The 21,874-nt window shown below is 71.1% G+C and carries 22 protein-coding genes and 1 pseudogene; 9 read left to right on the top strand and 14 right to left on the bottom strand.

The features are described 5' to 3' along the window. Nucleotides 1-346 precede the first annotated feature (346 nt). Complete coding sequence (locus G3I77_RS28405) at nt 347-997, bottom strand: HAD family hydrolase (RefSeq protein ID WP_248508160.1); 651 nt, start codon at nt 995-997, stop codon at nt 347-349. 69 nt (nt 998-1,066) lie between these two features. Between G3I77_RS28405 and G3I77_RS28400 the strand changes: the two genes are divergently transcribed. Together G3I77_RS28400 and G3I77_RS28395 are read left to right on the top strand one after the other, a co-directional pair. Further along, the gene (locus G3I77_RS28400; protein WP_248508159.1) at nt 1,067-1,426 is read left to right on the top strand and encodes a hypothetical protein; all 360 of its coding nucleotides are present in this window, start codon (nt 1,067-1,069) and stop codon (nt 1,424-1,426) included. Further along, a complete protein-coding gene (locus G3I77_RS28395) occupies nt 1,407-1,835 on the top strand; it encodes a hypothetical protein (protein WP_248508158.1) in 429 nt (142 codons plus the stop codon). Before G3I77_RS28400 ends, G3I77_RS28395 begins: the two co-directional genes overlap by 20 nt. 72 nt (nt 1,836-1,907) lie before the next feature. Here G3I77_RS28395 and G3I77_RS28390 read toward each other — a convergent pair whose 3' ends face one another. The 3 genes from G3I77_RS28390 to G3I77_RS28380 form a co-directional block, all read right to left on the bottom strand. Then, a complete protein-coding gene (locus tag G3I77_RS28390) occupies nt 1,908-2,405 on the bottom strand; it encodes a GNAT family N-acetyltransferase (RefSeq protein ID WP_248508316.1) in 498 nt (165 codons plus the stop codon). 57 nt (nt 2,406-2,462) lie between these two features. Beyond that, nucleotides 2,463-2,957, bottom strand: coding sequence for an RNA polymerase sigma factor (locus G3I77_RS28385; protein WP_248508157.1), 495 nt, complete (start codon nt 2,955-2,957; stop codon nt 2,463-2,465). A gap of 90 nt (nt 2,958-3,047) precedes the next feature. Further along, nucleotides 3,048-4,208, bottom strand: coding sequence for a glycerophosphodiester phosphodiesterase (locus G3I77_RS28380; protein ID WP_248508156.1), 1,161 nt, complete (start codon nt 4,206-4,208; stop codon nt 3,048-3,050). A 385-nt stretch (nt 4,209-4,593) separates the two neighbouring features. Here G3I77_RS28380 and G3I77_RS28375 point away from each other — a divergent pair, with 385 nt between their 5' ends. After that, complete coding sequence (locus G3I77_RS28375) at nt 4,594-5,268, top strand: 1-acyl-sn-glycerol-3-phosphate acyltransferase (RefSeq protein ID WP_248508315.1); 675 nt, start codon at nt 4,594-4,596, stop codon at nt 5,266-5,268. A 175-nt stretch (nt 5,269-5,443) separates the two neighbouring features. On the opposite strand, the gene G3I77_RS28370 is transcribed toward G3I77_RS28375, so the two are convergent. From G3I77_RS28370 to argH, 4 genes are all read right to left on the bottom strand, one after another. After that, nucleotides 5,444-6,979: an MFS transporter gene (locus G3I77_RS28370; protein ID WP_248508155.1), complete on the bottom strand. Its 1,536-nt coding sequence runs from the start codon at nt 6,977-6,979 to the stop codon at nt 5,444-5,446. Beyond that, entirely contained in the window at nt 6,976-7,542 is a 567-nt protein-coding gene (locus G3I77_RS28365; RefSeq protein ID WP_248508154.1) for a TetR/AcrR family transcriptional regulator, read from the bottom strand. Before G3I77_RS28365 ends, G3I77_RS28370 begins: the two co-directional genes overlap by 4 nt. Before the next feature lie 89 nt (nt 7,543-7,631). After that, on the bottom strand, nt 7,632-8,603 hold the full coding sequence (locus tag G3I77_RS28360) for an aldo/keto reductase (protein ID WP_248508153.1): 972 nt from the start codon (nt 8,601-8,603) through the stop codon (nt 7,632-7,634). A 136-nt stretch (nt 8,604-8,739) separates the two neighbouring features. Further along, nucleotides 8,740-10,173: an argininosuccinate lyase gene (gene argH, locus G3I77_RS28355; protein ID WP_248508152.1), complete on the bottom strand. Its 1,434-nt coding sequence runs from the start codon at nt 10,171-10,173 to the stop codon at nt 8,740-8,742. A 282-nt stretch (nt 10,174-10,455) separates the two neighbouring features. On the opposite strand from argH, the gene G3I77_RS28350 reads away from it, so the two are divergent. The 6 genes from G3I77_RS28350 (at nt 10,456) to G3I77_RS28325 (ending at nt 16,199) form a co-directional block, all read left to right on the top strand. After that, nucleotides 10,456-11,367, top strand: coding sequence for a hypothetical protein (locus tag G3I77_RS28350; protein ID WP_248508151.1), 912 nt, complete (start codon nt 10,456-10,458; stop codon nt 11,365-11,367). A 140-nt stretch (nt 11,368-11,507) separates the two neighbouring features. Beyond that, a complete protein-coding gene (locus G3I77_RS28345; protein ID WP_248508150.1) occupies nt 11,508-12,095 on the top strand; it encodes a pyridoxamine 5'-phosphate oxidase family protein in 588 nt (195 codons plus the stop codon). Between the two features lie 3 nt (nt 12,096-12,098). Then, nucleotides 12,099-12,797, top strand: a complete 699-nt coding sequence (locus G3I77_RS28340) for a L,D-transpeptidase (protein ID WP_248508149.1) — start codon at nt 12,099-12,101, stop codon at nt 12,795-12,797. A gap of 127 nt (nt 12,798-12,924) precedes the next feature. Then, the gene (locus G3I77_RS28335) at nt 12,925-14,307 is read left to right on the top strand and encodes a ferredoxin reductase family protein (protein WP_248508148.1); all 1,383 of its coding nucleotides are present in this window, start codon (nt 12,925-12,927) and stop codon (nt 14,305-14,307) included. A gap of 40 nt (nt 14,308-14,347) precedes the next feature. Beyond that, complete coding sequence (locus tag G3I77_RS28330) at nt 14,348-15,403, top strand: FMN-binding protein (protein ID WP_248508147.1); 1,056 nt, start codon at nt 14,348-14,350, stop codon at nt 15,401-15,403. Next, nucleotides 15,396-16,199, top strand: a complete 804-nt coding sequence (locus G3I77_RS28325; RefSeq protein ID WP_248508146.1) for an FAD:protein FMN transferase — start codon at nt 15,396-15,398, stop codon at nt 16,197-16,199. The genes G3I77_RS28330 and G3I77_RS28325 overlap by 8 nt, the downstream gene beginning before the upstream one ends. 98 nt (nt 16,200-16,297) lie before the next feature. Here G3I77_RS28325 and G3I77_RS28320 read toward each other — a convergent pair whose 3' ends face one another. The 6 genes and pseudogenes from G3I77_RS28320 to G3I77_RS28295 all read right to left on the bottom strand — a co-directional run. Continuing rightward, nucleotides 16,298-16,843, bottom strand: coding sequence for an arginine repressor (locus G3I77_RS28320; protein WP_033311957.1), 546 nt, complete (start codon nt 16,841-16,843; stop codon nt 16,298-16,300). Nucleotides 16,844-16,850: 7 nt separating this feature from the next. Further along, entirely contained in the window at nt 16,851-18,050 is a 1,200-nt protein-coding gene (locus tag G3I77_RS28315; RefSeq protein WP_248508145.1) for an acetylornithine transaminase, read from the bottom strand. Beyond that, nucleotides 18,047-18,961, bottom strand: a complete 915-nt coding sequence (gene argB / locus G3I77_RS28310; RefSeq protein ID WP_248508144.1) for an acetylglutamate kinase — start codon at nt 18,959-18,961, stop codon at nt 18,047-18,049. Before argB ends, G3I77_RS28315 begins: the two co-directional genes overlap by 4 nt. Beyond that, nucleotides 18,958-20,109 (bottom strand): bifunctional glutamate N-acetyltransferase/amino-acid acetyltransferase ArgJ, encoded by a 1,152-nt coding sequence (gene argJ / locus G3I77_RS28305; protein ID WP_248508143.1) that lies wholly within the window; start codon nt 20,107-20,109, stop codon nt 18,958-18,960. The genes argB and argJ overlap by 4 nt, the downstream gene beginning before the upstream one ends. After that, nucleotides 20,106-21,134 (bottom strand): N-acetyl-gamma-glutamyl-phosphate reductase, encoded by a 1,029-nt coding sequence (gene argC / locus G3I77_RS28300; RefSeq protein ID WP_248508142.1) that lies wholly within the window; start codon nt 21,132-21,134, stop codon nt 20,106-20,108. The genes argJ and argC overlap by 4 nt, the downstream gene beginning before the upstream one ends. Nucleotides 21,135-21,742: 608 nt before the next feature. After that, nucleotides 21,743-21,874 (bottom strand): annotated as a pseudogene (locus tag G3I77_RS28295) (IS481 family transposase); the annotation flags it as partial.

Genomic DNA, 21,874 nt, shown 5'->3' with positions numbered 1-21,874 from the left:
GTGGGTGTGCCCGGGCACAGGTGCATTCGGTCAGGGACGCGACACGGTTCTCTCTGGAGAGTGGAACCGGGGAGAACATGTGCGCGGGGCGGCTTCGCGTCACGCAGCACTCAGGGCGTGCGGACGGGCCGCGTCTCGCTTCGGGGCGCGAGCTCAGGGGGTGGTGCAGGGGCCCTCTAGAAGGCGCACATTCGACACATACAACGAGCACCGGGCGTCATGGTCGCCTCGGTCGCGGGGATGCGGTCGCTCGTCGTGGTCATGCCGTCAGTAAAACATGTGTACGGTCCTGACCGACCCTCCGCTGTCCGAATGCTGGACAGCGGTGGACAGAGCCGCCGGACTCTCAGCCGCGCGGAGAGATCTCCACGCCCTGCTCGGTGACCAGTGCGGACAGGGCCGACAGGTTCTCGACGACCAGATCGGCGTGGAGTTCGTGGGCCTGGTGGGTTGTGGTCAACGCCACGGTGGTCATTCCGGCGGCTCGGCCGGCCGTCAGGCCCGCGGGGGCGTCCTCGAAGACGACGCAGTGCGCGGGGTCCACGCCGAGCGCGCGGGCGGCGAGCAGGTAGGGCTCGGGGTCGGGCTTGCCGCGCGTGATGTCGTCGGCGGCGACGAGTGTCTTGGGCAGGATGCCGACGGCGTCGAGCCGGGCCTCGGCGAGGCGCCGGGTGGCGGAGGTGACGACGGCCCAGCGGTCGCCGGGCAGGGAGTCGAGGAAGCCACGGGTGCCGGGCAGCAGGTGCACACCGCCGTTCGGCACGTCGTCGACCTCCAGGTCCTCGATGCGGGCGACGGCCTGCGGCACGATCTCGGCGGGCAGCAGGTCGGCGGCTATCTCGGCGGCCGGCCGCCCGTGCAGCTCGATGCGCGCGAACTCCTCGGCCGTGATCCCGTACTCCCCGGCCCACCGTGTCCAGCAGCGGTCCACCGAGGCGAGGGAGGAGACGAGGGTTCCGTCGTTGTCGAACAGCACGGCCTGCGCGTGGATCGTCATGCCCTCGACCCTACGGTGCAGGCCAGGGCCAGAAGCATCGGGCCTTTTCGGCCGTAATAAGGTCGCAGCATGCTTGATGCCCTGACGCTGGTGACCGGTGTCGCCGCGCTGCTGCTCGCCGCCTGGTGCGGCTGGGCGGCCTACCGTGACCAGCCGACGAAGGACTGGCACTTCATCGGGATGGCCGTGGTCACGCTGCTGTCGCTGGTCCAACTGATCGTGGGGATCGTGCTGCTGGCGCAGGGCGAGAAGCCGGAGCAGGGCACGACGATCTTCGTGGCGTACCTGCTGGGGGCGTTCGCGAGTGTTCCTGCGGCCGGGTTCATGTCGCTGGCCGAGCGGACCCGGTGGGGTTCGGTGACGGTGGCCGCCGGCGGTGTGGTGCTGGCGGTGCTGGAGGTGCGTCTCTATGACATCTGGGGAGGCTGAGGTGAGCCGGCGACGGCTGACCAGCGGGCCGGGCACGCTGCTGGTGTGGCTGTACGGCGTGATGGTCGTGGGGGCGGTGTCGCGGTCCGCGTATCAGATCGCGACGGAGTTCGACCGGGCACCACTGGCGTACTCGCTGTCGGCGGTGGCCGGTGTCGTGTACGGGTTCATCACCTACACGTTGGTGCGGGGTGGGGAGACGGCACGGAAGGTCGCCCTGGTGTGCTGTGTCGCCGAGTTGGCGGGGGTGTTGACGGTGGGGACGTGGACCCTGGTCGAGCCGTCCGCCTTCCCGGACGCGACCGTGTGGTCGGACTTCGGGATGGGGTACCTCTTCATTCCCGTGCTCTTGCCGCTGTCCGCCGTTTACTGGCTGCGGAAGGGTGCGCCCCGGGAGGGTGCCGCCTGAGGTTCGTCAGGCGGCAGCGGGCCATGTGTGGCTCGTCGCGCAGTTCCCCGCGCCCCTAAAGAAGGCCGATCATCACGCTGTCGCCGCGTAAGTGCTCGCCGGCTTCTCCAGGATGATCATCAGTACGCCGTCGGCGCCCTGGGACGTGCCCACCGTCTCGTAGCCGACCTTGCGGTAGAGGCGGAGGTTGCCCTCGCTGCGGTGGCCGGTGTGGAGGCGGAAGCGGGTGGCGCCGTGCCGGCCGACGAGGGCCGACTCGGCCGCTCGGAGAAGACGGGCGCCGATGCCGTGACCCTGGAGGCGGGGGTGGACGCAGAGCTTGCCGATCGCGGCGGCGCCGTCCTCGGTGACCGAGCCGCGGACCGAGCCGACGACCTCCTCGCCGAGCCGGGCCACGAAGACACAGTCGCCGGTGACCTCCTCGCGGACCGAGTCGAGGGTTTGGACGAGCGGGTCGATGCGGTAGTTCCCGTACAGCGCCGCCTCCGACTGGAAGCACAGGTACTGCAGTCTGAAGATCTGCTCCGCGTCCTGCTCGGTCGCCGCAGAGATGGTCACGCTCATGCCCATGTGCGCACGCCTCCCGCTCATCTGATCACCTGTCGTCCCCCACTCCTATCCCCGTCCTCAGCGGGCCGCAACCTCCGGCGTGAGCATTCTCCGGAGACATCCCAGGCATCTGGAACGTTCCGGGCCAAGACTCCCCTGTGAGATACCCAACTCCCCTGCGATTTCCCGGTATGTCAGGTCCTCCGGCGAGAGCAGGGCCTCCATCAGCCGGGGGCAGCGGCCCGGGAGACGGCGCACGGCCTCGCGCAGGGCCCGGCCGCGGGCCGCGGCGAGGGCGAGCTGCTCGGGGTCGCGGTCTGGGTCGTCGACCGGTTCACCGGAGTACGGCCGTTCGAGGCGGCTCGTACGGCGGGTACGGCGCGCCTCGGAGCGGACGGCGCGGCGGAGCCACCGCTGGGGGTCGAGCGGCGGGTCCTCGGCGTCGAGGCGCTCCAACAGGCGGAGCCAGACCGCCTGCTCCAGGTCGCCCGGCTCGGTTCCGGTGGAATATGCCTCCGCGGAGGCCTCGGCGGTGAGCTGCGGGCGCAGGGCGGTGACCAGGTCGTGCGTCATGTGCGGAGCGACGCGGCCGCCCGGGCGGCGGGTTGCCCGGACGGCCGAAACTCACTCGACCGAGTGGTGCGAGCTCAGATATTGACGGGCTCAGCCGTTGAAGTCCTCGCGGGCCAGCAGACCCGTGTCGGGCTGGTCGGTGAAGACGCCGTCGATGCCGGTCGCGAAGTACGCCCGGTACGCGCCGAAGACGTCACCGTAGGCGTCCGCGTCCGTGCCCTTGCGGAAGTTCGCGGGCAGGAAGGGGTTTTCGTTGCGCATGGTGTACGGGTGCAGGATCAGGCCCACCCGGTGCGCGTCGGCGACGAGCGTCGTCGGCTTGGTGAGGTTGCCCTGGGCGTCGCGCGGGATGACCAGGTCCAGGGTCGGGCCGATGCCCTGCGCGTAGGAGGCGATCTCCCGCAGTCCGGCCGGCTTGACCAGGTCGGCGACCGTGCGCGGGTCGCCGGTCTGGACGAAGTCCCAGGGGCGGGAGTCCGCCGAGGACAGCAGGACGACCAGCGGGTTGCCGACGAGCTTGTGCAGGCGCTGGATGCTGGTCGGCTCGAAGGACTGGAGGATGACCGGGGAGGTACGCCGGTCCTTGCGGTACTTGCGCAGCAGCTTGGCGACGCGCTCCTCCAGCGGGAGGCCCTGCCGGCGGAAGTAGGTGGGGTGCTTGAGCTCGGGGTAGATCCACACCTGCTTGCCGCGCTTGCGGGTCTGCTCGTCCTGCCAGCGCAGGACCTCTTCGAAGGTGGGGATCTCCCAGCGGCCGTTGTAGAGGGTGTTGTGCGGGCGGTTGGCCGGGATGCGCTCGACCGCGCGCAGCGTCTTCAGCTCCGCGAGCGTGAAGTCCTCGGTGAACCAGCCGGTCGTGGAGACGCCGTCGAGCAGCTTGGTCGTCTTGCGGCCGGCGAACTCGGGGTGGTCGGCGACGTCCGTGGTGCCGCCGATCTCCGGCTCGTGACGGCAGACCAGGTGCCCGTCCTTCGTGGGCACCAGGTCGCCCGCCTCGACGATGTCGGCGCCCATGTCGAGGGCCAGCTGGTACGAACCGAAGGTGTGCTCCGGGCGGTAGCCGCTGGCGCCGCGGTGGCCGATGATCGTCGGCTTGGGCAGGCTCCTCGGTCCGCCGCCGTGCCGGGCGCCGTCGGCGCGCGCCGTGCCGGCCATGCCGATGACTGCTCCGCCGGCACCGAGCACCGCCGCGCCGAGCAGCGCCCGCCGTCCGGTACCGCTCGTTTCTTCGTTCGACTCCTGCGTTCCCATGAGCGCCCTCCAGGCCGTTCTGCTCGTCCGTGCGGGCCGATCGTAGGGGCGCGTACATGACCGGTGGGAGACCCCGCGCGGAACACGCGGGTGACGTCGGATGTCGTAGTGGCTGGTGGGGAGGATGAATTGACGACCCGTCGCCTCCGGCTCGATTCGGTCCGGCCGTTCTGGGAACGCGTGCGGTGGGCCCGGGGCGATGTGCGTCACATCGTGTCGGTCGCGTTTCGCACCCTCGACGGCGCGCCACCGCAGGTAAACACGCGTCAACAGTGCGTAAGGCCTCGGTGAAGTCGCCGTGCCCGATGTGCGCGATGCCCGGGGCCACGAGTATCGTCCTCACCTGCACAGACTCATACAGAACCCCTTGACACCGGAGGGTCCGTTGTCCCGCTTCGCGCTCATCAAGGCAGTGCTCGGCCCGATCATGCGCCTGATGTTCCGCCCACAGGTGGAGGGTGCGGAGCACATTCCCGGCGACGGCCCGGTCATCCTGGCCGGAAACCACCTGACGTTCATCGACTCGATGATCCTGCCGCTGGTCTGCGACCGTCAGGTCGTCTTCATCGGCAAGGACGAGTACGTGACCGGCAAGGGCCTCAAGGGCCGGCTGATGGCCTGGTTCTTCACCGGCGTCGGCATGATCCCGGTGGATCGTGACGGTGGCCGGGGCGGTGTCGCCGCGCTGATGACCGGGCGGCGGGTGCTGGAGGAGGGCCGCATGTTCGGCATCTACCCGGAGGGGACGCGGTCGCCCGACGGGCGGCTGTACCGGGGGCGGACGGGGATCGCCCGGCTGACCCTGATGACGGGTGCGCCCGTGGTGCCCTTCGCGATGATCGGCACGGACAAGCTTCAGCCGGGCGGGGCGGGGCTGCCCCGTCCGGGCAAGGTCACCGTGCGGTTCGGTGAGGCGATGGAGTTCTCCCGGTACGAGGGGATGGACCGGGACCGGTATGTGCTGCGGGCCGTGACCGACTCGGTGATGACCGAGGTCATGCAGCTGTCCGGGCAGGAGTACGTGGACATGTACGCGAGCAAGGCGAAGGAAGCGGCTTAGGTTTCTCCGGGCGCGGTCGGGCTCGGGCGGCCGCGGGTGAGTGGGGGCTGGCCGCGCAGTTCCCCGCGCCCCTGAGGGCATGACCCCAGGGGCGTTCGCTGCGTAGGCCCCGCTCCCCTGAGGGCATGACCCCGGCGCGTTCGCTGCGTGGCCCGCGCCCCTGAGGGCGTGGACCTCACGCGTGTTTCGACCCGCCGCCTTCCAGCTTCTGGCCTCGCAGCAGGAACCACGCCGCGACCGCCGCTGCCAGCAGGACCGCCGCGCCCACGCCCGCCGCGAGGGCCAGGCCGTCGACGAAGGACGTGCGGGCCGCGTCCAGCATCGCGGCGGCGCTGTGGGCGGGCATGCCCGCGGCCGCCTCGACGGCGCCGCCCAGTGACTCGTGGGCCGCGGCCGGTGTGCCCGCGGGACCGGTGAAGTCGCGGTAGACGCCGGTCACGATCGAGCCGAGCGCGGCGATGCCGAGCGCGGCGCCGAGTTCGTACGCCGTCTCGGACACCGCGGACGCGGAGCCCGCCTGCTCCCCCGGCACGCTGGAGAGGATCACGTCGGCGGTCACGGTGAACGAGAAGCCGGCGCCGACGCCGACCACCAGCAGCACGGTCCCGAGCAGCGGGTAGCCGGTGGACTGGTCGAGCACCGTGAGCGCGGCCAGAGCGAGGCCTATGGCCGCGAGACCCCCGGAGACGACGGCCCGCACCGACAGGCGCCGGGCCGCACGCCCCGCGATCAGTCCGGCCACCACCGCGCCGATCGCCGCGGGCAGTTCGGCCAGCCCGGCCTCGAACGGGCGCCTGCCCTGGACGAGTTGCAGATACTGGGACAGGAAGAACACCAGCCCGGACAGGCCGAGGATGGTCAGCAGGTCGGCCAGCACCGCCCCGCTGAAGCCGCGGTTGCGGAACAGCCTCATGTCCAGCAGCGGCGTCGGCAGCCTGAGCTGGCGGCGGACGAACCCGTACAGGGCGGCGGCGCCCAGCAGGCCCGCGGCCAGGGTGGTCCACGCGAAGCCGTGCGTGGCGGCTTCCTTGACGGCGTACACGATGCCGATCATGCCGACCAGCGACAGCACGACGCTGACCAGGTCCCAGGGGCCGGGGTTCGCGGTGCGCGACTCGGGCAGCAGCTTGATCCCGACGAGGACCAGCACGGCCATCACGGGCAGGTTGATCAGGAAGACCGATCCCCACCAGAAGTGCTCCAGCAGGAACCCGCCCACGATCGGGCCGACCGCCGTACCGGCGGAGGCGGTGGCGCCCCAGATGCCGACGGCGAGGCTGCGCTCGCGCGGGTCGTGAAAGAGGTTGCGGATCAGGGCGAGCGTGGCCGGCATCAGGGTCGCACCGGCGACGCCGAGCAGCGCCCGCGCGACGATCATCATCTCGGGGGTCGTGGCGTAGGCGTTGAAGACGGATATCGCGCCGAACGCCGTGGCACCGACCAGCAGGATCCGCTTGCGGCCGATCCGGTCGCCGAGGCTGCCCATGGAGACGAGCAGACCGGCGATGACGAACGAGTAGACGTCGCCGATCCACAGCAGCTGGGTGCCGGAGGGCTTCAGGTCCTCACTGATGTAGGGGGTCGCGAGACCGAGGACGGTCGCGTCGACGGCCACCAGCAGCACGGCGAGCACGAGAACGGCGAGCGCGAGCCAGCGGCCCGGGCGCTGCACCGCCTCGGTCGTCTTCGCCGTCTGCAGGGTGCTGGTCATGATTCCTCTCTCTGTGGTGCGTCTCGTCGCAGCGCGCCGCCGAGCAGCAGCTCGACGATCATGTGCTGGAAGTCGTTGGGGGCGCCCTTGCCGCTGTGCACCATCCAGGCGCCGGAGGCCAGCAGGCCGTACAGCGCCTCGGTGAGCCAGGCGGGCGTGAGGTCGATGCGGAACTCGCCGCTGAGCTGGCCGCGCCGGAACAGGGCGGAGATCCGGTCGTCTATCAGGGTCCAGCCCGCGTTCAGCTCCTCGCCCTCGAACAGCTGGTTCTCGGAGTAGAGGAACGCGAGCAGCCCGGCGGCGGGCTCGATGGCTCCGACCAGCCGGCGCACGGCCTCACCCGCCGTGCCCTCGTCGAGCCGGGCGGCGTCCAGCGCCGCCTCGCACTCCGCGATGCCCAGCGACTCCAGCGCGCGGACGAGGGCGTCACGTCCGGCGAAGTGGCGGTGCAGCGTGGCCCGGCTGATGCCGGCGGCCTTGGCGACCTCGTCCATGGTCGCGGTGGATTTGCGGGTCAGCAGGGCCGCGGCGGCGCGCAGCACATGCTCGGGATCGACAGCCATGAGACAACAATAAACCATATGAGACATGAATGTCTCAATCGGGGTATGCGTGACTCATGGCTGCCGTGCCGGTGTGCGTGCCGGGGTGATCAGTGCCAGGGCAGCTGCGCGCGCCGCTCCCAGTACGCGTGCGGCTCCTCCACCAGCGTGGCGAGGCGGGTCAGCTGGTCGTCGTCGAGGTCGACGACCGCCGCGTGCAGGTTGGAGGCGAGCTGGTTGGTGGTGGCCGCGCCGGAGAGGACGACACCGGCCCAGGGCTCGCGCAGGATCGCGGCCAGGGCGACGGCGTCGCAGCCCAGCCCGGCCCGCTCGGCGATCTCCTTCACGACGTCCGGGGCGTGCGGCCCGGCGAGCTGGCCGTTGGCCATGCCCTCCTTGACGATCACGGTGAGTCCGGCGTCGTGCGCCTCGGCGAGGGCGGGGGCGGCGGAGGTCTCCAGCGCGTTGTACGTGGACTGCACGGTACGGAAGAGGGGTTCGCCGTCGACCGTCACGGCGAGGGCGGCGCGGATCGCGTCCGCCTGGGCGGGGCCGCTGGTGGAGAAGCCGACGGTGAGGCCCTGCGCGGCGGCTTCCGCGAGCTTCGCGTGCAGTTCCTTGTCGGTGAGGGCCGGGCTGTCCGGGGTCACCGAGTGGATCTGGTAGAGGTCGAGCCGGTCGCCGAGCAGGCCGTCGCTCTCCGCGCGCTGCCGTTCGTAGGTGGCGAGGGTGTGGTCCTTGACCTCGTGCCGCTCGGCGTCGGTGGACCAGTCGGCGGTGTAGGTGTAGCCCCACTTGCTGCCCACGACGATGTCGTCGAGGCCGGGCCTGTCCTTGAGCCAGCCGGCGAGGAACTCCTCGGAGCGGCCGTAGGAGCGGGCGGCGTCGAAGTAGCGGACGCCCTGGGCGTAGGCGGCGTCGAGGAGCGCGTGGGTGCGTTCCCGCAGGGCATCGACCGTGCGCTCCGCCGGAAGGTCCTCGTCCCGGCCGAGGTTGATGTAGCCGGGGCGTCCCACGGCGGCGAGGCCCAAGCCGATGTGGCAGGTGGGGGTTGTTGCTGTGGCCAGGCGGGCGAAGGGCATCGGGGGGCTCCGTTCGGTCGGCTACGGCTTTCGACCAACGTAACTCCCGCGATGACCTTCGCCTCAGAGGCCGGGACGTGCTGTGTTTCGGCGAGTGCGGGTCGCGTGGGGTTGCTCGCGCAGTTCCCCACGCCCCTCAGGACTTCTGTCGTGCTGTCGCCCACTCGTGCTGCGCCGTCACGTCCGCCTTCACCTCGGCCAGCTGCACCGCGACCGCGCTCGGGGCCGTGCCGCCCCTGCCGTTGCGGGAGGCCAGGGCGCCGGGGACGTTGAGGACCGTACGGACCTCGGGGGTCAGGTGGGCGGAGATCTTGGCGAACTGTTCGTCCGTCAGCTCGTCCAGTTCCTTGCCCTCGGCCTCGGCGACCTTCACACACTCGCCGGCGACCTCGTGGGCCACGCGGAACGGGACGCCCTGCTTGACCAGCCACTCGGCGATGTCCGTGGCGAGGGAGAAGCCGGCCGGGGCCAGTTCCTCCATCCGCTCGCGGTGGACGGTGAGCGTGGCCATCATGCCGGTGAAGGCCGGGAGGAGGACCTCCAGCTGGTCGATGGAGTCGAAGACCGGCTCCTTGTCCTCCTGGAGGTCGCGGTTGTACGCGAGCGGGAGGGCCTTGAGCGTGGCCATCAGGCCCGTCAGGTTGCCGATCAGACGGCCGGACTTGCCGCGCGCCAGCTCCGCGATGTCCGGGTTCTTCTTCTGCGGCATGATCGACGAGCCCGTCGAGAACGCGTCGTGCAGGGTCACGAAGGAGAACTCCTTCGTGTTCCAGAGGATGACCTCCTCGGCGATCCGGGACAGGTTGACCCCGATCATCGCCGTGATGAACGCGAACTCGGCGACGAAGTCCCGGGAGGCCGTGCCGTCGATGGAGTTGCCGGCCGAGCCGTGCTCGAAGCCGAGGTCCTTCGCCACCGCCTCCGGGTCCAGCCCGAGGGAGGAGCCCGCCAGGGCGCCTGATCCGTAGGGCGAGACCGCCGTGCGCGCGTCCCACTGGCGCAGCCGCTCCGCGTCCCGGGAGAGGGACTGGACGTGGGCCAGGACGTGGTGGGCGAAGAGGACGGGCTGGGCGTGCTGAAGGTGCGTACGGCCGGGCATCGCCACGTCGGGGTGGGCCTCGGCCAGGCCGATCAGCGCGTCCTGGAGCTCGGCGATCAGGCCGCCGACGATCCGGGCGTGGTCGCGCAGGTACATGCGGAAGAGGGTCGCGACCTGGTCGTTGCGGGAGCGGCCCGCGCGCAGCTTGCCGCCGAGGTCGGGGCCGAGACGCTCCAGGAGGCCGCGCTCCAGGGCGGTGTGGACGTCCTCGTCGGCGATCGTGCCCACGAAGGAGCCGTCGGCGACGTCCGCCTCCAGCTGGTCCAGCCCGGCGATCATGCGGGTCAGCTCGTCGTCCGTGAGCAGGCCCGCCTTGTGCAGCACGCGCGCGTGGGCACGCGAACCGGCGATGTCGTACGGCGCGAGCCGCCAGTCGAAGTGGACGGACGCGGACAGCTTCGCCAGGGCCTCGGCGGGACCGTCGGCGAAACGACCGCCCCAGAGCCGGACGTCACCGCTGTTGCTGCTCACCTGCTGCGCTCCTCAATGGGTGTGGATGTGCCACCGCCTTCTCGCCCGGGGGCGTGGAGACGGTCATCACGCTACTGCTCAGGGCAGATCACCGACATGCATGAGTATGCAGAGCTCTGCATGATTCGTCAATCCGCCTGGGCTGAGGGGCCGGATTCCGGTCGGCCGAGAGGAATTTGAAGATTCCTTGAACACGGGAAACCGCTTACCCGTACCTCTCGCCGAACGCAGGCGCCGCGTTACGACACCGACGACACCCCCGACCCCTAGTGAGGCATCCGCATGTCCAGGGCTCTTCCGAAGTACAACAAGCGTCGCGTCACGTTCATCGGCGGCGCCGCCGCGGTGGCACTGTCCGGCACGGTGATCGCCGGCTTCGCCCTCGCCGGGGAGACGCCCGACAGCGGCGCCACGAACGCCCGGACGCTGGCGGACCCCGGAACCATCTCGTGCCCGGACGTCACCGGCCAGCTGCCCGCGGTCCCCGCCTCGGCGAAGGCGGAGGTCGACAGCAACCTCGCCCAGCTGAACACGCAGATCCAGGAGGCCAACAAGCGCCTGGTGGACACGGTCGGCCAGGGCGGGCCCAACTTCGTCCAGAACGCCATCCTCGGCCCGCTGGAGGACAAGCGCGTCGCCGCCCTCAACCGCATCGAGACCGCCATCGGGCGGGCCGCCGAGAAGCCCGAGGGCCTCGAGGCCTTCGCCGCCTGCCAGCTCAACGCCGACGGCGGCGCCGGAGCGGGCGAGGCGGCGGGTGGCGAGGCGGGCGCCGGTGCGGAAGCGGGTGCGGGCGCCGAGGCCGGAGCCGGGGCAGGTGCCGGAGAGGGCGGCGCGGGTGCCGAGGAGGGCGCCGGCGCGGAGGCCGGTGCGGGTGCGGGCGAGGCGGGGAACGCCGGTGCCGGCACGATCAGCTGCCCGGACGTCGCCTCCGAGCTGCCCGCGGTCCCCGCCTCGGCCCAGGCCGAGGTCGACCGGAACCTCGGGCAGCTGGACACCCAGATCCAGGAGGCCAACAAGCGCCTGGTGGACACGGTCGGCCAGGGCGGGCCCAACTTCGTCCAGAACGCCATCCTCGGCCCGCTGGAGGACAAGCGCGTCGCGGCGATCAACCGCATCGCCACCGCCATCGGCCGCACGGCCGAGCGCCCGGCCGGGCTGGATTCCCTGGCCGCCTGCACCCTCACCAAGTGAGGTGACAGGAACCCGTGGCCGCCCCGTGCGAGCGCCGGCCGGGGCGGCCACGGAGACGTCTGCCCGCGGGGTCCGGCAGAGGTGACCGGATCCCGCAATTCCTTAGACAGTCGAAATAACTGCGACCATAATCGTTCGACATGGGAAAGACTTACGAGCGCATCGACGGCCGGCTCCGCGCGTTCATCGAGGCGCAGCCGGTCTTCTTCACCGCCACCGCACCCCTGGCCGCCGACGGCACGGTCAACCTCTCCCCCAAAGGTCTCTCGGGCTCCTTCGCGGTGCTCGACGAGCTCACGGTGGCCTACCTCGACTTCGCCGGTTCCAACGCCGAGACCATCGCCCATCTGCGGGAGAACGGGCGGATCACCCTGATGTGGTGCGCCTTCCAGGGCCCGCCGAACATCGTCCGCGTGCACGGCAGGGGTGAACCGGTCTTCCGCGACGACCCCCGTTTCGGGGAACTGCTCGCGCACTTCCCGGACATCGACCCGGCGCAGCACGGTCTGCGCGCGATCATCGTCGTCACCGCCGAACTCGTGCGCGACACCTGCGGCTACGGGGTGCCCTTCATGGCGTACGAGGCGGACCGCGATCTGCACGGCAAGCGTTTCGCCCGCGAGGACGACGCATCGCTGAGTGCCTACTTCACCAAGAAGGAGCACATCGCCACCAGCCTGGACGGACTACCCGGGCTGCCGTTGCCGCTGCCGCCCTCTACGGTCTGAGGCATGCGCCCCGGTGCCGTCGCCCTCGCCGTCTCCTCCCTGATCGTGCTCGGCGCCGGGCCGCCCGCCCCCTCGCCGCCGCTGCCGGCCCGGATGGCGGACACCGGCGGCGGCACCCAGCTGATCACCGCGGTGGCCCCGAAGCGGGCCTCGACGACGGGCACGGTCATCTGGTGGGACCGCGCGGACGGGCGCTGGGTGAAGAGGGGCTCCGCGGCTGCCCGCTTCGGCGCGAACGGACTCGTCGAGGGCGCCCTTCGCAAGCAGGGCACCAACACCACACCCACCGGCCTCTACGGCCTGCCGTACGCCTTCGGCATCGAGGCGGCGCCGCGCGGGACGGCGTACCCCTACCGCCGGGTGCACCAGGACTCCTGGTGGTGCCAGGACAACGGCTCCCGCTCCTACAACCGCTGGACCGAGCCGCGTGCGGCCGACTGCCGGGCCGCCGAGTCCGAGCACCTGATCACGTATCGCGCGCAGTACGCGCACGCGCTCGTCATCGGCTTCAACTACGCGCGTCCCGTGCGGGGGCGCGGCGCGGGCATCTTCCTCCATGTCAACGGGCGGGGGGCGACGGCCGGTTGTGTCTCCGTCTCCGAGGAGGCCATGCGGCGGATCCTCCTCTGGGCCGACCCCGCGCGGCGGCCGCACATCGCCGTGGGGACGCGGAGCGGAAGCACGGCCGTCACCCGCCTGTGACGGGACGCCGGCCGGGTGAGTGTTACCAGGGGTCACTGCTGTTCGCGCGCGACTCGGCCCGTGGCTGAACACTCCCGTGTCCCGGCACGTATCAGTGGGCCAAGGGTCAAGTCCCCACGGAGGAACCGTGACCACCACGCTCGCAGGCGGACGTGCCGCCCGCCGCCAGACGATGCGCCGCATCCGCCCGCGCCGCTCCCCGGCCGTCCCGCTGTTGATCGCCCTGTGGGCCGGAGCGGCGGCCGTGCTGTGGCTGTGGTGGGACAACACACCGTCCCTCGCGGACACCTCGAGCAAGATCCTGGCCGCGGGCCGGATCACCGGCCTGCTCGCCGGCTACCTGATGGCGCTCGTGGTGCTCCAGATGGCCCGGGTGCCCGCGCTGGAGCGACGGGTGGGTACCGACCGGGTCGCGCGCTGGCACGCCATGACCGGCCGCTACACGCTCTGCCTGGTCCTCGCCCATGTCTTCCTCACCATGTGGGGCTACGCCCTGCAGGCGGGCAAGGGACTCGGCGACATCGTCCAGCAGACGACCGACTCCATCAACCAGCTGCCGGACATGGGCAAGGCCGCCATCGGCACGGGCCTGCTGTTCCTCATCGGGATCCTGTCGATCGGCGGTGTGCGCCGCCTGATCGGGTACGACACCTGGTACCACGTGCACCTGCTCACGTACGCGTCGGTGTACATGACGTTCTGGCACCAGATCACGACGGGCAACGAGTTCGCCGTCGAGCCCGCCGCGAAGACCTTCTGGTACGGGCTGTACGGCGTGGTGACCGCGCTGGTGCTCTGGTTCCGGATCCTCACCCCGATCCGGCTGAACCTGCGGCACCGCATGCGGGTCGAGGCGGTCATCGAGGAGACCCCGGGGATCGTGTCCGTGCTGATCAGCGGACGCAAGCTGCACCGGATGGGCGCGGAGGCCGGGCACTTCTTCCGCTGGCGGTTCATGGCACCGGGCATGCGCTTCAGTTCGCACCCGTACTCGCTGTCGGCGGCGCCCCGCCCGGACATGCTGCGGATCACCGTCAAGGCGATCGGCGACCACACCTCCCGGCTGCGCGAGCTGACGCCCGGCACCAAGGTGTGGGCGGAGGGACCGTACGGCGCGATGACCGCGCAGCGCCGCAGCCGCGGCAAGGTGCTGCTGGTGGCGGGCGGTGTGGGCATCACCCCGATGCGGGCCCTGTTCGAGACGCTGCCGGGCGCGTCCGGTGACATCACGCTCCTCTACCGGGCCAACAGCACCCAGGACCTGGCCCTGTGGGGCGAACTCGCCAAGATCGCCGACGAGCGCGGCGCCCGGCTGATGTACGCGGTCAACAGCCCGGACGGGGAACGCCCCGACATCTCGGCGGAGTCCCTCCAGCGGAAGATCCCGGACATCGACAACCACGACGTCTTCATGTGCGGGCCGCCCGGCTTCGCGCAGTCGGTCTACGAGGCACTGCGCGGAGCGGGAGTACCCGCCCGCCGTATCCATCACGAGTCGTTCGAGATGTGAGCGACGGGACACCAACGGCCCTTCAGGAGCTTGAGAAACGATGAGGAAGTCTCACCCCGTCCGGCGTGCCGTGCTCGCCGGCGCAGCCACCGTCTCCGGGATCGTGCTGCTGCTGTCCCTGAAGCCGGCCTCCGACCCGGGATCCGCCCAGGCTGCGGGCCAGGCACCGCCCGCGGCGGCCGGGCAGGCCCCGCAGGGCGGCGTGAACGGAGCGGTCACCGGCGACGCGGCGCAGACGCAGTACGGCGCCGTGCAGGTCCGCCTGACGATGAGCAACGGAAAGATCACCCAGGCCGAGGCGGTCCAGGCGCCGAAGGGCGGCCGCAGCGACCAGATCACCGCGAGCTCGGTGCCGCGTCTGAACCAGGCGGTGATGGCGGCGCAGAACGCGGAGATCGACGCCGTCTCCGGGGCGACGTACACCAGCGCCGGCTACAAGAAGTCGCTCCAGTCGGCCCTGGACAAGGCGAAGGCGTCGGCCGGATCGCAGCAGGGTTCGGGCGCCGCGCAGACGCTGACCGGCGATGTCGCGCAGACGGAGTACGGGCCGGTCCAGGTGCGGGTGACCGTCGCGGGCGGGAAGATCACCAAGGCCGAGGCGGTCCAGGCCCCCAAGGGCGGCCGCAGCGACCAGATCACCTCCTCCTCCGTCCCCCGCCTCAACCAGGCGGCCGTCGCGGCCGGAAACGCGGACATCGACGCGGTGTCGGGCGCCACCTACACCAGCGCCGGCTACAAGAAGTCGCTCCAGTCGGCCCTGGACAAGGCTCCGGCCGGCGGCGGTTCCTCGCAGGCCGCGGGCTCGGGGGCCGGCCAGGCCACGACGCAGACCCTCACCGGCAGTGCGGCGCAGACGCAGTACGGCCCGGTGCAGGTACGGGTGACCGTCACCGGCGGGAAGATCACCAAGGCCGAGGCGGTCCAGGCCCCCAAGGGCGGCCGCAGCGACCAGATCACCTCCTCCTCCGTCCCCCGCCTCAACCAGGCGGCCGTCGCGGCCGGAAACGCGCAGATCGACGCGGTGTCCGGGGCGACGTACACCAGCGCCGGCTACAAGCAGTCCCTCCAGTCGGCGCTGGACCAGGCCGGTGGCTGACACGGTGGCCGACTCCGCACAGGCTCCCGCCGCGGTACGTCATGCCGAGGAGACGATGGGGACCGTCTTCTCCTTCGACGTCCGCGGCGGGGAACCGGCCGCCGTGCGCGCGGCCCTGGACGAGGCCGTCGCCGGGCTGCGCCGGGTCGACGAGGTGTTCAGCACGTACCGCGAGGACAGCCAGATCTCCCGGTTGCAGCGCGGGGAGCTGACCGTCGCGGAGTGCGACCCCGAGGTCGCCGAGGTGCTGGAACTGGCCGCCGAGGCGGAGCGGAGAAGCGACGGCTGGTTCAGCACGTCGTACCAGGGCCGCCTCGATCCGACCGGCATCGTCAAGGGCTGGGCGGTCGAGCGGGCGGCGCGGGGGCTGGCGGACGTGCCCGGGGTATGCGGAGTGAACCTGAACGGCGGCGGCGATGTGCAGCTGCTCGGGACACCGGGTGGGCAGCGGCCGTGGCGCGTGGGCGTGTCCGACCCGTTGCGTCCGGGGGGTCTCGCGGCGGTCGTCTCGGCGGCCGGGATGGCGGAGCTGTCCGTGGCCACGTCCGGTACGGCGGAGCGGGGAGACCACATCGTCGATCCCCGTACGGGGCGTTCCGCGGTGACCGACCTGGTCGCCGTGACAGTGGTGGGCCCCCGGCTGACGTGGGTGGACTGCTGGGCGACGGCGGCGTTCGCGATGGGCTCGCGGGAGGGGCTGGCGTGGCTGGAGTCGCTGCCGGATGTGGAGGCGCTGCTGATCACGGCCGGGGACGAGGTGCGTTGCACGGGAGGCCTGGCAGCACGGCTGGGCTGATTGCGGGCTGAGGTCAGGGCGTTCCGCTCACCCGCGCCCCAGGGGCGCGGGGAACTGCGCGGCCGGCCACGGCCCACCCGCGCCCGAACGACAACCGCTCAGTGCCCGTTCTGCGCCAGCCTCAGCAGATGATCCGCCAGCGCCTGCCCACCCGTCGGCTCCCTGCTGATCAGCAGCAACGTGTCGTCACCGGCGATCGTCCCCAGGATGTCGTGCAGCTCCGCCTGGTCGATCGCCGAGGCCAGGAACTGCGCCGCCCCCGGAGGGGTCCGCAGCACCACGAGATTCGCCGAGGCCTCCGCGGAGATCAGCAGCTCCTGCGAGAGCCGCCGCATCCGCTCCTCCTTCGCCGACCCGCCGAGCGGCGCCCGGGGCGTACGGAACCCGCCCTCGCTGGGCACCGCGTAGATCAGGTCGCCGTCGGCGTTGCGGATCTTCACCGCGTTCAGCTCGTCCAGGTCCCGGCTGAGCGTCGCCTGCGTGACGCTCAGCCCGTCGTCGGCGAGCAGCTTCGCCAGCTGGCTCTGCGAGCGGACCGGCTGCCGGTTGAGGATGTCCACGATCCGGCGGTGGCGGGCGGTGCGGGTCTGCGGCACGGCGGGCCCGTTCGCCCCCGGCTGCTCGTGGTCCTGCGCCTGACTCATCGTCGTCTCATTCCCCGGATCGTCCGTCCCCGCCTACTGCCTGGAGGATGCCGGGCAGCGCCCCGAGGAACGCGTCCACCTCGTCGTCGCCGAGGTTCAGCGGCGGCATCAGCCGGACGACGTCGGGGGCGGGCACGTTCACCAGGAATCCGGCCTCCTGAGCCGCCTGGCGCACCTGGGGCGCGAGCGGCTCGGTGAGCACGATACCCAGGAGGAGTCCCGTACCCCGGACGAAATCGATCAACTGATGGCCGAGGCCCTCGATTCCGTCCCGCAGCCTCTCGCTCTGCCGCTTGACGTTCTCCAGCAACCCCTCGTTCTCGATGGTGTCGAGGACGGCGAGCCCGGCGGCGCAGGCGACGGGGCTGCCGCCGAAGGTCGTGCCGTGCTGGCCGGGCTGGAGCAGGTCGGCCGCACGGCCGAAGGCGACGGTGGCGCCGAGCGGCAGTCCGCCGCCGAGTTGCTTGGCGAGGGTGACGATGTCGGGCAGGACGCCCTCGTGGGCCTGGTACTCGAACCAGTGCCCGGTGCGGCCGATGCCGGTCTGCACCTCGTCGAGGACCAGGAGCGCCCCGGTCGCGGCGGTGATGGCCCGGGCCGCCTTGAGGTAGCCGGCCGGCGGGACGACGACACCGAGTTCGCCCTGGATCGGCTCGAGGATGACGAGCGCGGTCTCCTCGGTGACGGCGGCGGCCAGGGCCTGCGCGTCGCCGAAGGGCACGTGGGTGACGTCGCCGGGCAGCGGCAGGAACGGCTCGCGCTTGCCGGCCTGGCCGGTCATCGCCAGGGCGCCCATGGTCCGCCCGTGGAAGGCGCCCTCGGTGGCGACGATGTGGGTCCGGCCGGTCAGCCGACCGATCTTGAAGGCGGCCTCGTTGGCCTCGGCACCGGAGTTGCAGAAGAAGACCTTGCCGTCCCGGCCGAAGAGGCGGAGCAGCCGCTCGGCGAGGGCGACCGTCGGCTCGGCCATGAAGAAGTTGGAGATGTGACCGAGGGAGCCGATCTGGCGGCTCACGGCCTCGACGATCGCCGGGTGGGCGTGGCCGAGGGCGTTGGTGGCGATGCCGCCGACGAAGTCGAGGTACGCGTTGCCGTCGGCGTCCCACACCTTGGTGCCCGCGCCGCGTGCCAGGGGCAGCAGCGGGGTGCCGTAGTTGTTCATGAGCGCGCCCTGCCACCGCTCGGCGTACTCCTGATGGGCGGTCATACGGCATCCCCCTCTTGCTCGTCGGGCACGACCATCGTGCCGATGCCCTCGTCGGTGAAGATCTCCAGCAGGATCGAGTGCTGGACCCGGCCGTCGATGACGCGGGCGGTGGTGACGCCGTTGCGTACGGCGTGCAGGCAGCCCTCCATCTTCGGCACCATGCCGGACGACAGGTCCGGCAGCAGCCGCTCCAGCTCGACGGCGGTGAGGCGGCTGATCACCTCGTCGCTGTGCGGCCAGTCCTCGTAGAGGCCCTCGACGTCCGTGAGGACCATGAGGGTTTCGGCGCCCAGAGCAGCAGCGAGTGCCGCAGCCGCCGTATCAGCATTGACGTTGTAGACATGTCCGTCGTCCTGGGAGCGGGCGATCGAGGAGACGACCGGGATGCGGCCGTCGGCGAGCAGGGCCTCGATCGCGCCGGTGTCGATCGCGGTGATCTCGCCCACCCGCCCGATGTCGACCAACTCGCCGTCGATCTCGGGCTGGTGCTTGGTGGCGGTGATGGTGTGCGCGTCCTCGCCGGTGAGGCCGACGGCGAGCGGACCGTGCTGGTTGAGCAGCCCGACCAGTTCGCGCTGGACCTGCCCGGCCAGCACCATCCGTACGACGTCCATGGCGTCCTCGGTGGTCACCCTGAGGCCCGCTTTGAACTCGCTGACGATGCCGTGCCGGTCGAGGGCGGCGCTGATCTGCGGGCCGCCGCCGTGCACGACGACGGGCTTGAGGCCGGCGTGGTGCAGGAACACCACGTCCTGGGCGAAGGCGGCCTTGAGGTCCTCGTCGATCATGGCGTTGCCGCCGAACTTGATGACGACCGTCTTGCCGTTGTGCCGGACCAGCCACGGCAGCGCCTCGATGAGGATCTGCGCCTTGGGCAGGGCGGTGTGTTTGCGGGTCGATCCACTGCTCATGAGGAGTACGCGCTGTTCTCGTGGACGTAGTCGGCCGTGAGGTCGTTGGTCCAGATCGTGGCGGTCTCGGACCCGGCGGCGAGGTCGGCGACGATGTGCACCTCGCGGTAGCGCATGTCGACCTTGTCGCGGTCCTCGCCGACTCCGCCGTTCTTGCAGACCCAGACGCCGTTGATGGCGACGTTGAGCCGGTCCGGCTCGAATGCGGCCTGCGTGGTGCCGATCGCGGAGAGCACCCGGCCCCAGTTGGGGTCCTCGCCGTGGATGGCGCACTTGAGGAGGTTGTTGCGGGCGATGGAGCGGCCCACCTCGACGGCGTCGTCCTCGGACGCGGCGTTGATCACCTCGACCTTGATGTCCTTGCTGGCGCCCTCGGCGTCCCGGATGAGCTGCTGGCCGAGGTCGTCGCAGACCTGACGTACTGCTTCGGCGAACTCCTCGTACCCGGGGGTGACTTCGGCGGCGCCGGAGGCGAGCAGCAGCACGGTGTCGTTGGTGGACATGCAGCCGTCGGAGTCGACCCGGTCGAAGGTCGTCCGGGTGGCCGCGCGCAGGGCGTTGTCGAGGACGTCGTCGTCCAGGTCGGCGTCGGTGGTGAGGACGACGAGCATGGTGGCGAGGCCGGGGGCGAGCATGCCCGCGCCCTTGGCCATGCCGCCGACGGTCCAGCCGTCCTTGGTGACGACGGACGTCTTGTGGACGCTGTCGGTGGTCTTGATGGCGATGGCGGCCTTCTCACCGCCGTGCTCGGAGAGCTGCGCCGCGGCCGTCTCGACGCCCGGGAGCAGTTTGTCCATGGGGAGCAGGACGCCGATGAGGCCGGTCGAGCAGACGGCCACCTCGATGGCGCCCCGGCCGAGGACCTCGGCGGCCTTCTCGGCGGTCGCGTGGGTGTCCTGGAAGCCCTTGGGGCCCGTACAGGCGTTGGCACCGCCGGAGTTGAGGACGACGGCGGACACCTGGCCGCTCTTCAGCACCTGCTCGGACCACAGGACCGGCGCGGCCTTCACACGGTTGGAGGTGAACACGCCGGCGGCGGCGCGGCGGGGGCCGGTGTTGACCACGAGGGCCAGGTCGGGGTTGCCGTTCTCCTTGATCCCGGCGGCGATGCCCGCCGCCGTGAATCCCTTTGCTGCCGTCACACTCACGGCGCAACTCCGATCGTCGTCAGTCCGGTGGTCTCGTCGAGACCCAGGGCGATGTTCATGCTCTGGACGGCACCGCCCGCGGTGCCCTTGGTGAGGTTGTCGATGGCGCTGATCACGATGATCCGTCCGGCGGCGGCGTCGTACGCGACCTGCACCTGAACGGCGTTCGAACCGTAGACGGACGCCGTGGCGGGCCACTGGCCCTCGGGGAGCAGGTGCACGAACGGCTCGTCGGCGAAGGCCTTCTCGTACGCGGCGCGCAGGGACTCGCCCGTGACGCCGTCGGCGGCCTTGGCACTGCAGGTGGCGAGGATCCCGCGCGGCATCGGCGCGAGGGTCGGGGTGAAGGACACGGAGACCGTCTCCCCCGCCGCCGCGCTGAGGTTCTGGGTGATCTCGGGCGTGTGCCGGTGCCCGCCGCCGACGCCGTAGGGGGTCATCGACCCCATGACCTCGCTGCCCAGCAGGTGCGGCTTGGGCGCCTTGCCCGCGCCGGAGGTGCCGGACGCGGCGACGACCACGGCCTCGGGCCCGGCCAGGCCGGCGGCGTACGCCGGGAAGAGCGCCAGCGACACGGCCGTGGGGTAGCAACCGGGCACCGCGACGCGCTTGGACCCCTCCAGCGCGGCGCGGGCACCCGGCAGTTCGGGAAGGCCGTAGGGCCAGGTTCCGGCGTGCGGCGAGCCGTAGAACCGCTCCCAGGCGGCGGCGTCCGTCAGCCGGAAGTCGGCGCCCATGTCGATCACCAGCACGTCCGGGCCGAGCTGCTCGGCGACGGCGGCGGACTGCCCGTGCGGCAGCGCGAGGAAGACGACGTCGTGACCGGCGAGGACCTCCGGGGTGGTCTCCTGGAGCACTCGTCCGGCCAGGGGCAGCAGGTGCGGCTGGAGCGCACCGAGCTTCTGCCCCGCGTTCGAGTTGCCGGTCAGGGCACCGATCTCGACCTCGGGGTGCGCCAGGAGCAGACGCAGCAGTTCCCCGCCCGCGTACCCACTCGCTCCGGCCACTGCCGCACGTACCGCCATGGATCCTCCTCCTCAGAGAGCATGACTATACGTTTCGCTGCACGTTTATGCAATCCCATTCATGGGCGGCGCGAAGGCGGGTTGCCACCGAGATTCTTAGTTGGCACCTGGAGCACGCCAGCTGGCGAATCTTGGCCCGGGCAGCCCCTTGCGCGACAGCTCGCTGATCTGGGCGGCATGATGCCAGCAAGGGGGTTCTTGCAGATCACACCGGGCAGGCGGGTCGCGCTTCACGGCGTCGAGTGGACGATCGAAGACATCCACGGCCCATTCGGCCGGCTCGTCCTCACGGATGACGACGGCCGCACGGAGACCCGCTCGTTCCGCCGGCTCATCGACCATCCTGACCTGCGGCTCCTGCCGACGGTCAAAGAGGCGGGTCGCCCGTCACCTGTCTCCCGACAGCCGAGGACACTGGCCGCCCTGACCGAGGACCAGCTGGGGCGGGCCCGGCTGCGGGCTGCACACTTACTGGAAGCTGAGACGGCCGGGAGGGCCACCCGACTCGGGCCTGGCCAGGTGAGCCCCGGCCGGCTTAGGGGTCCTTTCACTATGCCCGCCCGGGTCGCGTGGTCTGGCACCGCACCTCGCCGCGTTGCCAAAAGGCCCTAGTTGTATTGACCCGCAGCGTTGTTCACACGGCTGATCGGTGGCTGGCCCCCGAGTGCGGTGTGGCAGCGGTGGTGGTTGTAGCTGTGCAGGAAGTCTGCCAGGGCTGCGGTGCGTTCGGTGTTGCTGGT

It is taken from the genome of Streptomyces sp. D2-8, from assembly GCF_023184515.1.
Taxonomy (GTDB): domain Bacteria; phylum Actinomycetota; class Actinomycetes; order Streptomycetales; family Streptomycetaceae; genus Streptomyces.
This window is presented reverse-complemented; position numbering and strand designations above follow the sequence as displayed.

Bases quoted from the DNA above. Each gene is read 5' to 3' on its own strand.
- G3I77_RS28330 (WP_248508147.1), top strand. From the start codon at position 14,348: ATGAGGAAGTCTCACCCCGTCCGGCGTGCCGTGCTCGCCGGCGCAGCC.
- G3I77_RS28360 (WP_248508153.1), bottom strand. From the start codon at position 8,603: ATGCCCTTCGCCCGCCTGGCCACAGCAACAACCCCCACCTGCCACATC.
- G3I77_RS28320 (WP_033311957.1), bottom strand. From the start codon at position 16,843: ATGAGTCAGGCGCAGGACCACGAGCAGCCGGGGGCGAACGGGCCCGCC.
- G3I77_RS28315 (WP_248508145.1), bottom strand. From the start codon at position 18,050: ATGACCGCCCATCAGGAGTACGCCGAGCGGTGGCAGGGCGCGCTCATG.
- G3I77_RS28395 (WP_248508158.1), top strand. From the start codon at position 1,407: ATGACATCTGGGGAGGCTGAGGTGAGCCGGCGACGGCTGACCAGCGGG.
- argB (WP_248508144.1), bottom strand. From the start codon at position 18,961: ATGAGCAGTGGATCGACCCGCAAACACACCGCCCTGCCCAAGGCGCAG.
- G3I77_RS28385 (WP_248508157.1), bottom strand. From the start codon at position 2,957: ATGACGCACGACCTGGTCACCGCCCTGCGCCCGCAGCTCACCGCCGAG.
- G3I77_RS28380 (WP_248508156.1), bottom strand. From the start codon at position 4,208: ATGGGAACGCAGGAGTCGAACGAAGAAACGAGCGGTACCGGACGGCGG.
- G3I77_RS28340 (WP_248508149.1), top strand. From the start codon at position 12,099: ATGCGCCCCGGTGCCGTCGCCCTCGCCGTCTCCTCCCTGATCGTGCTC.
- G3I77_RS28365 (WP_248508154.1), bottom strand. From the start codon at position 7,542: ATGGCTGTCGATCCCGAGCATGTGCTGCGCGCCGCCGCGGCCCTGCTG.
- G3I77_RS28390 (WP_248508316.1), bottom strand. From the start codon at position 2,405: ATGGGCATGAGCGTGACCATCTCTGCGGCGACCGAGCAGGACGCGGAG.
- G3I77_RS28350 (WP_248508151.1), top strand. From the start codon at position 10,456: ATGTCCAGGGCTCTTCCGAAGTACAACAAGCGTCGCGTCACGTTCATC.
- argC (WP_248508142.1), bottom strand. From the start codon at position 21,134: ATGGCGGTACGTGCGGCAGTGGCCGGAGCGAGTGGGTACGCGGGCGGG.
- G3I77_RS28405 (WP_248508160.1), bottom strand. From the start codon at position 997: ATGACGATCCACGCGCAGGCCGTGCTGTTCGACAACGACGGAACCCTC.
- G3I77_RS28400 (WP_248508159.1), top strand. From the start codon at position 1,067: ATGCTTGATGCCCTGACGCTGGTGACCGGTGTCGCCGCGCTGCTGCTC.
- G3I77_RS28370 (WP_248508155.1), bottom strand. From the start codon at position 6,979: ATGACCAGCACCCTGCAGACGGCGAAGACGACCGAGGCGGTGCAGCGC.
- G3I77_RS28345 (WP_248508150.1), top strand. From the start codon at position 11,508: ATGGGAAAGACTTACGAGCGCATCGACGGCCGGCTCCGCGCGTTCATC.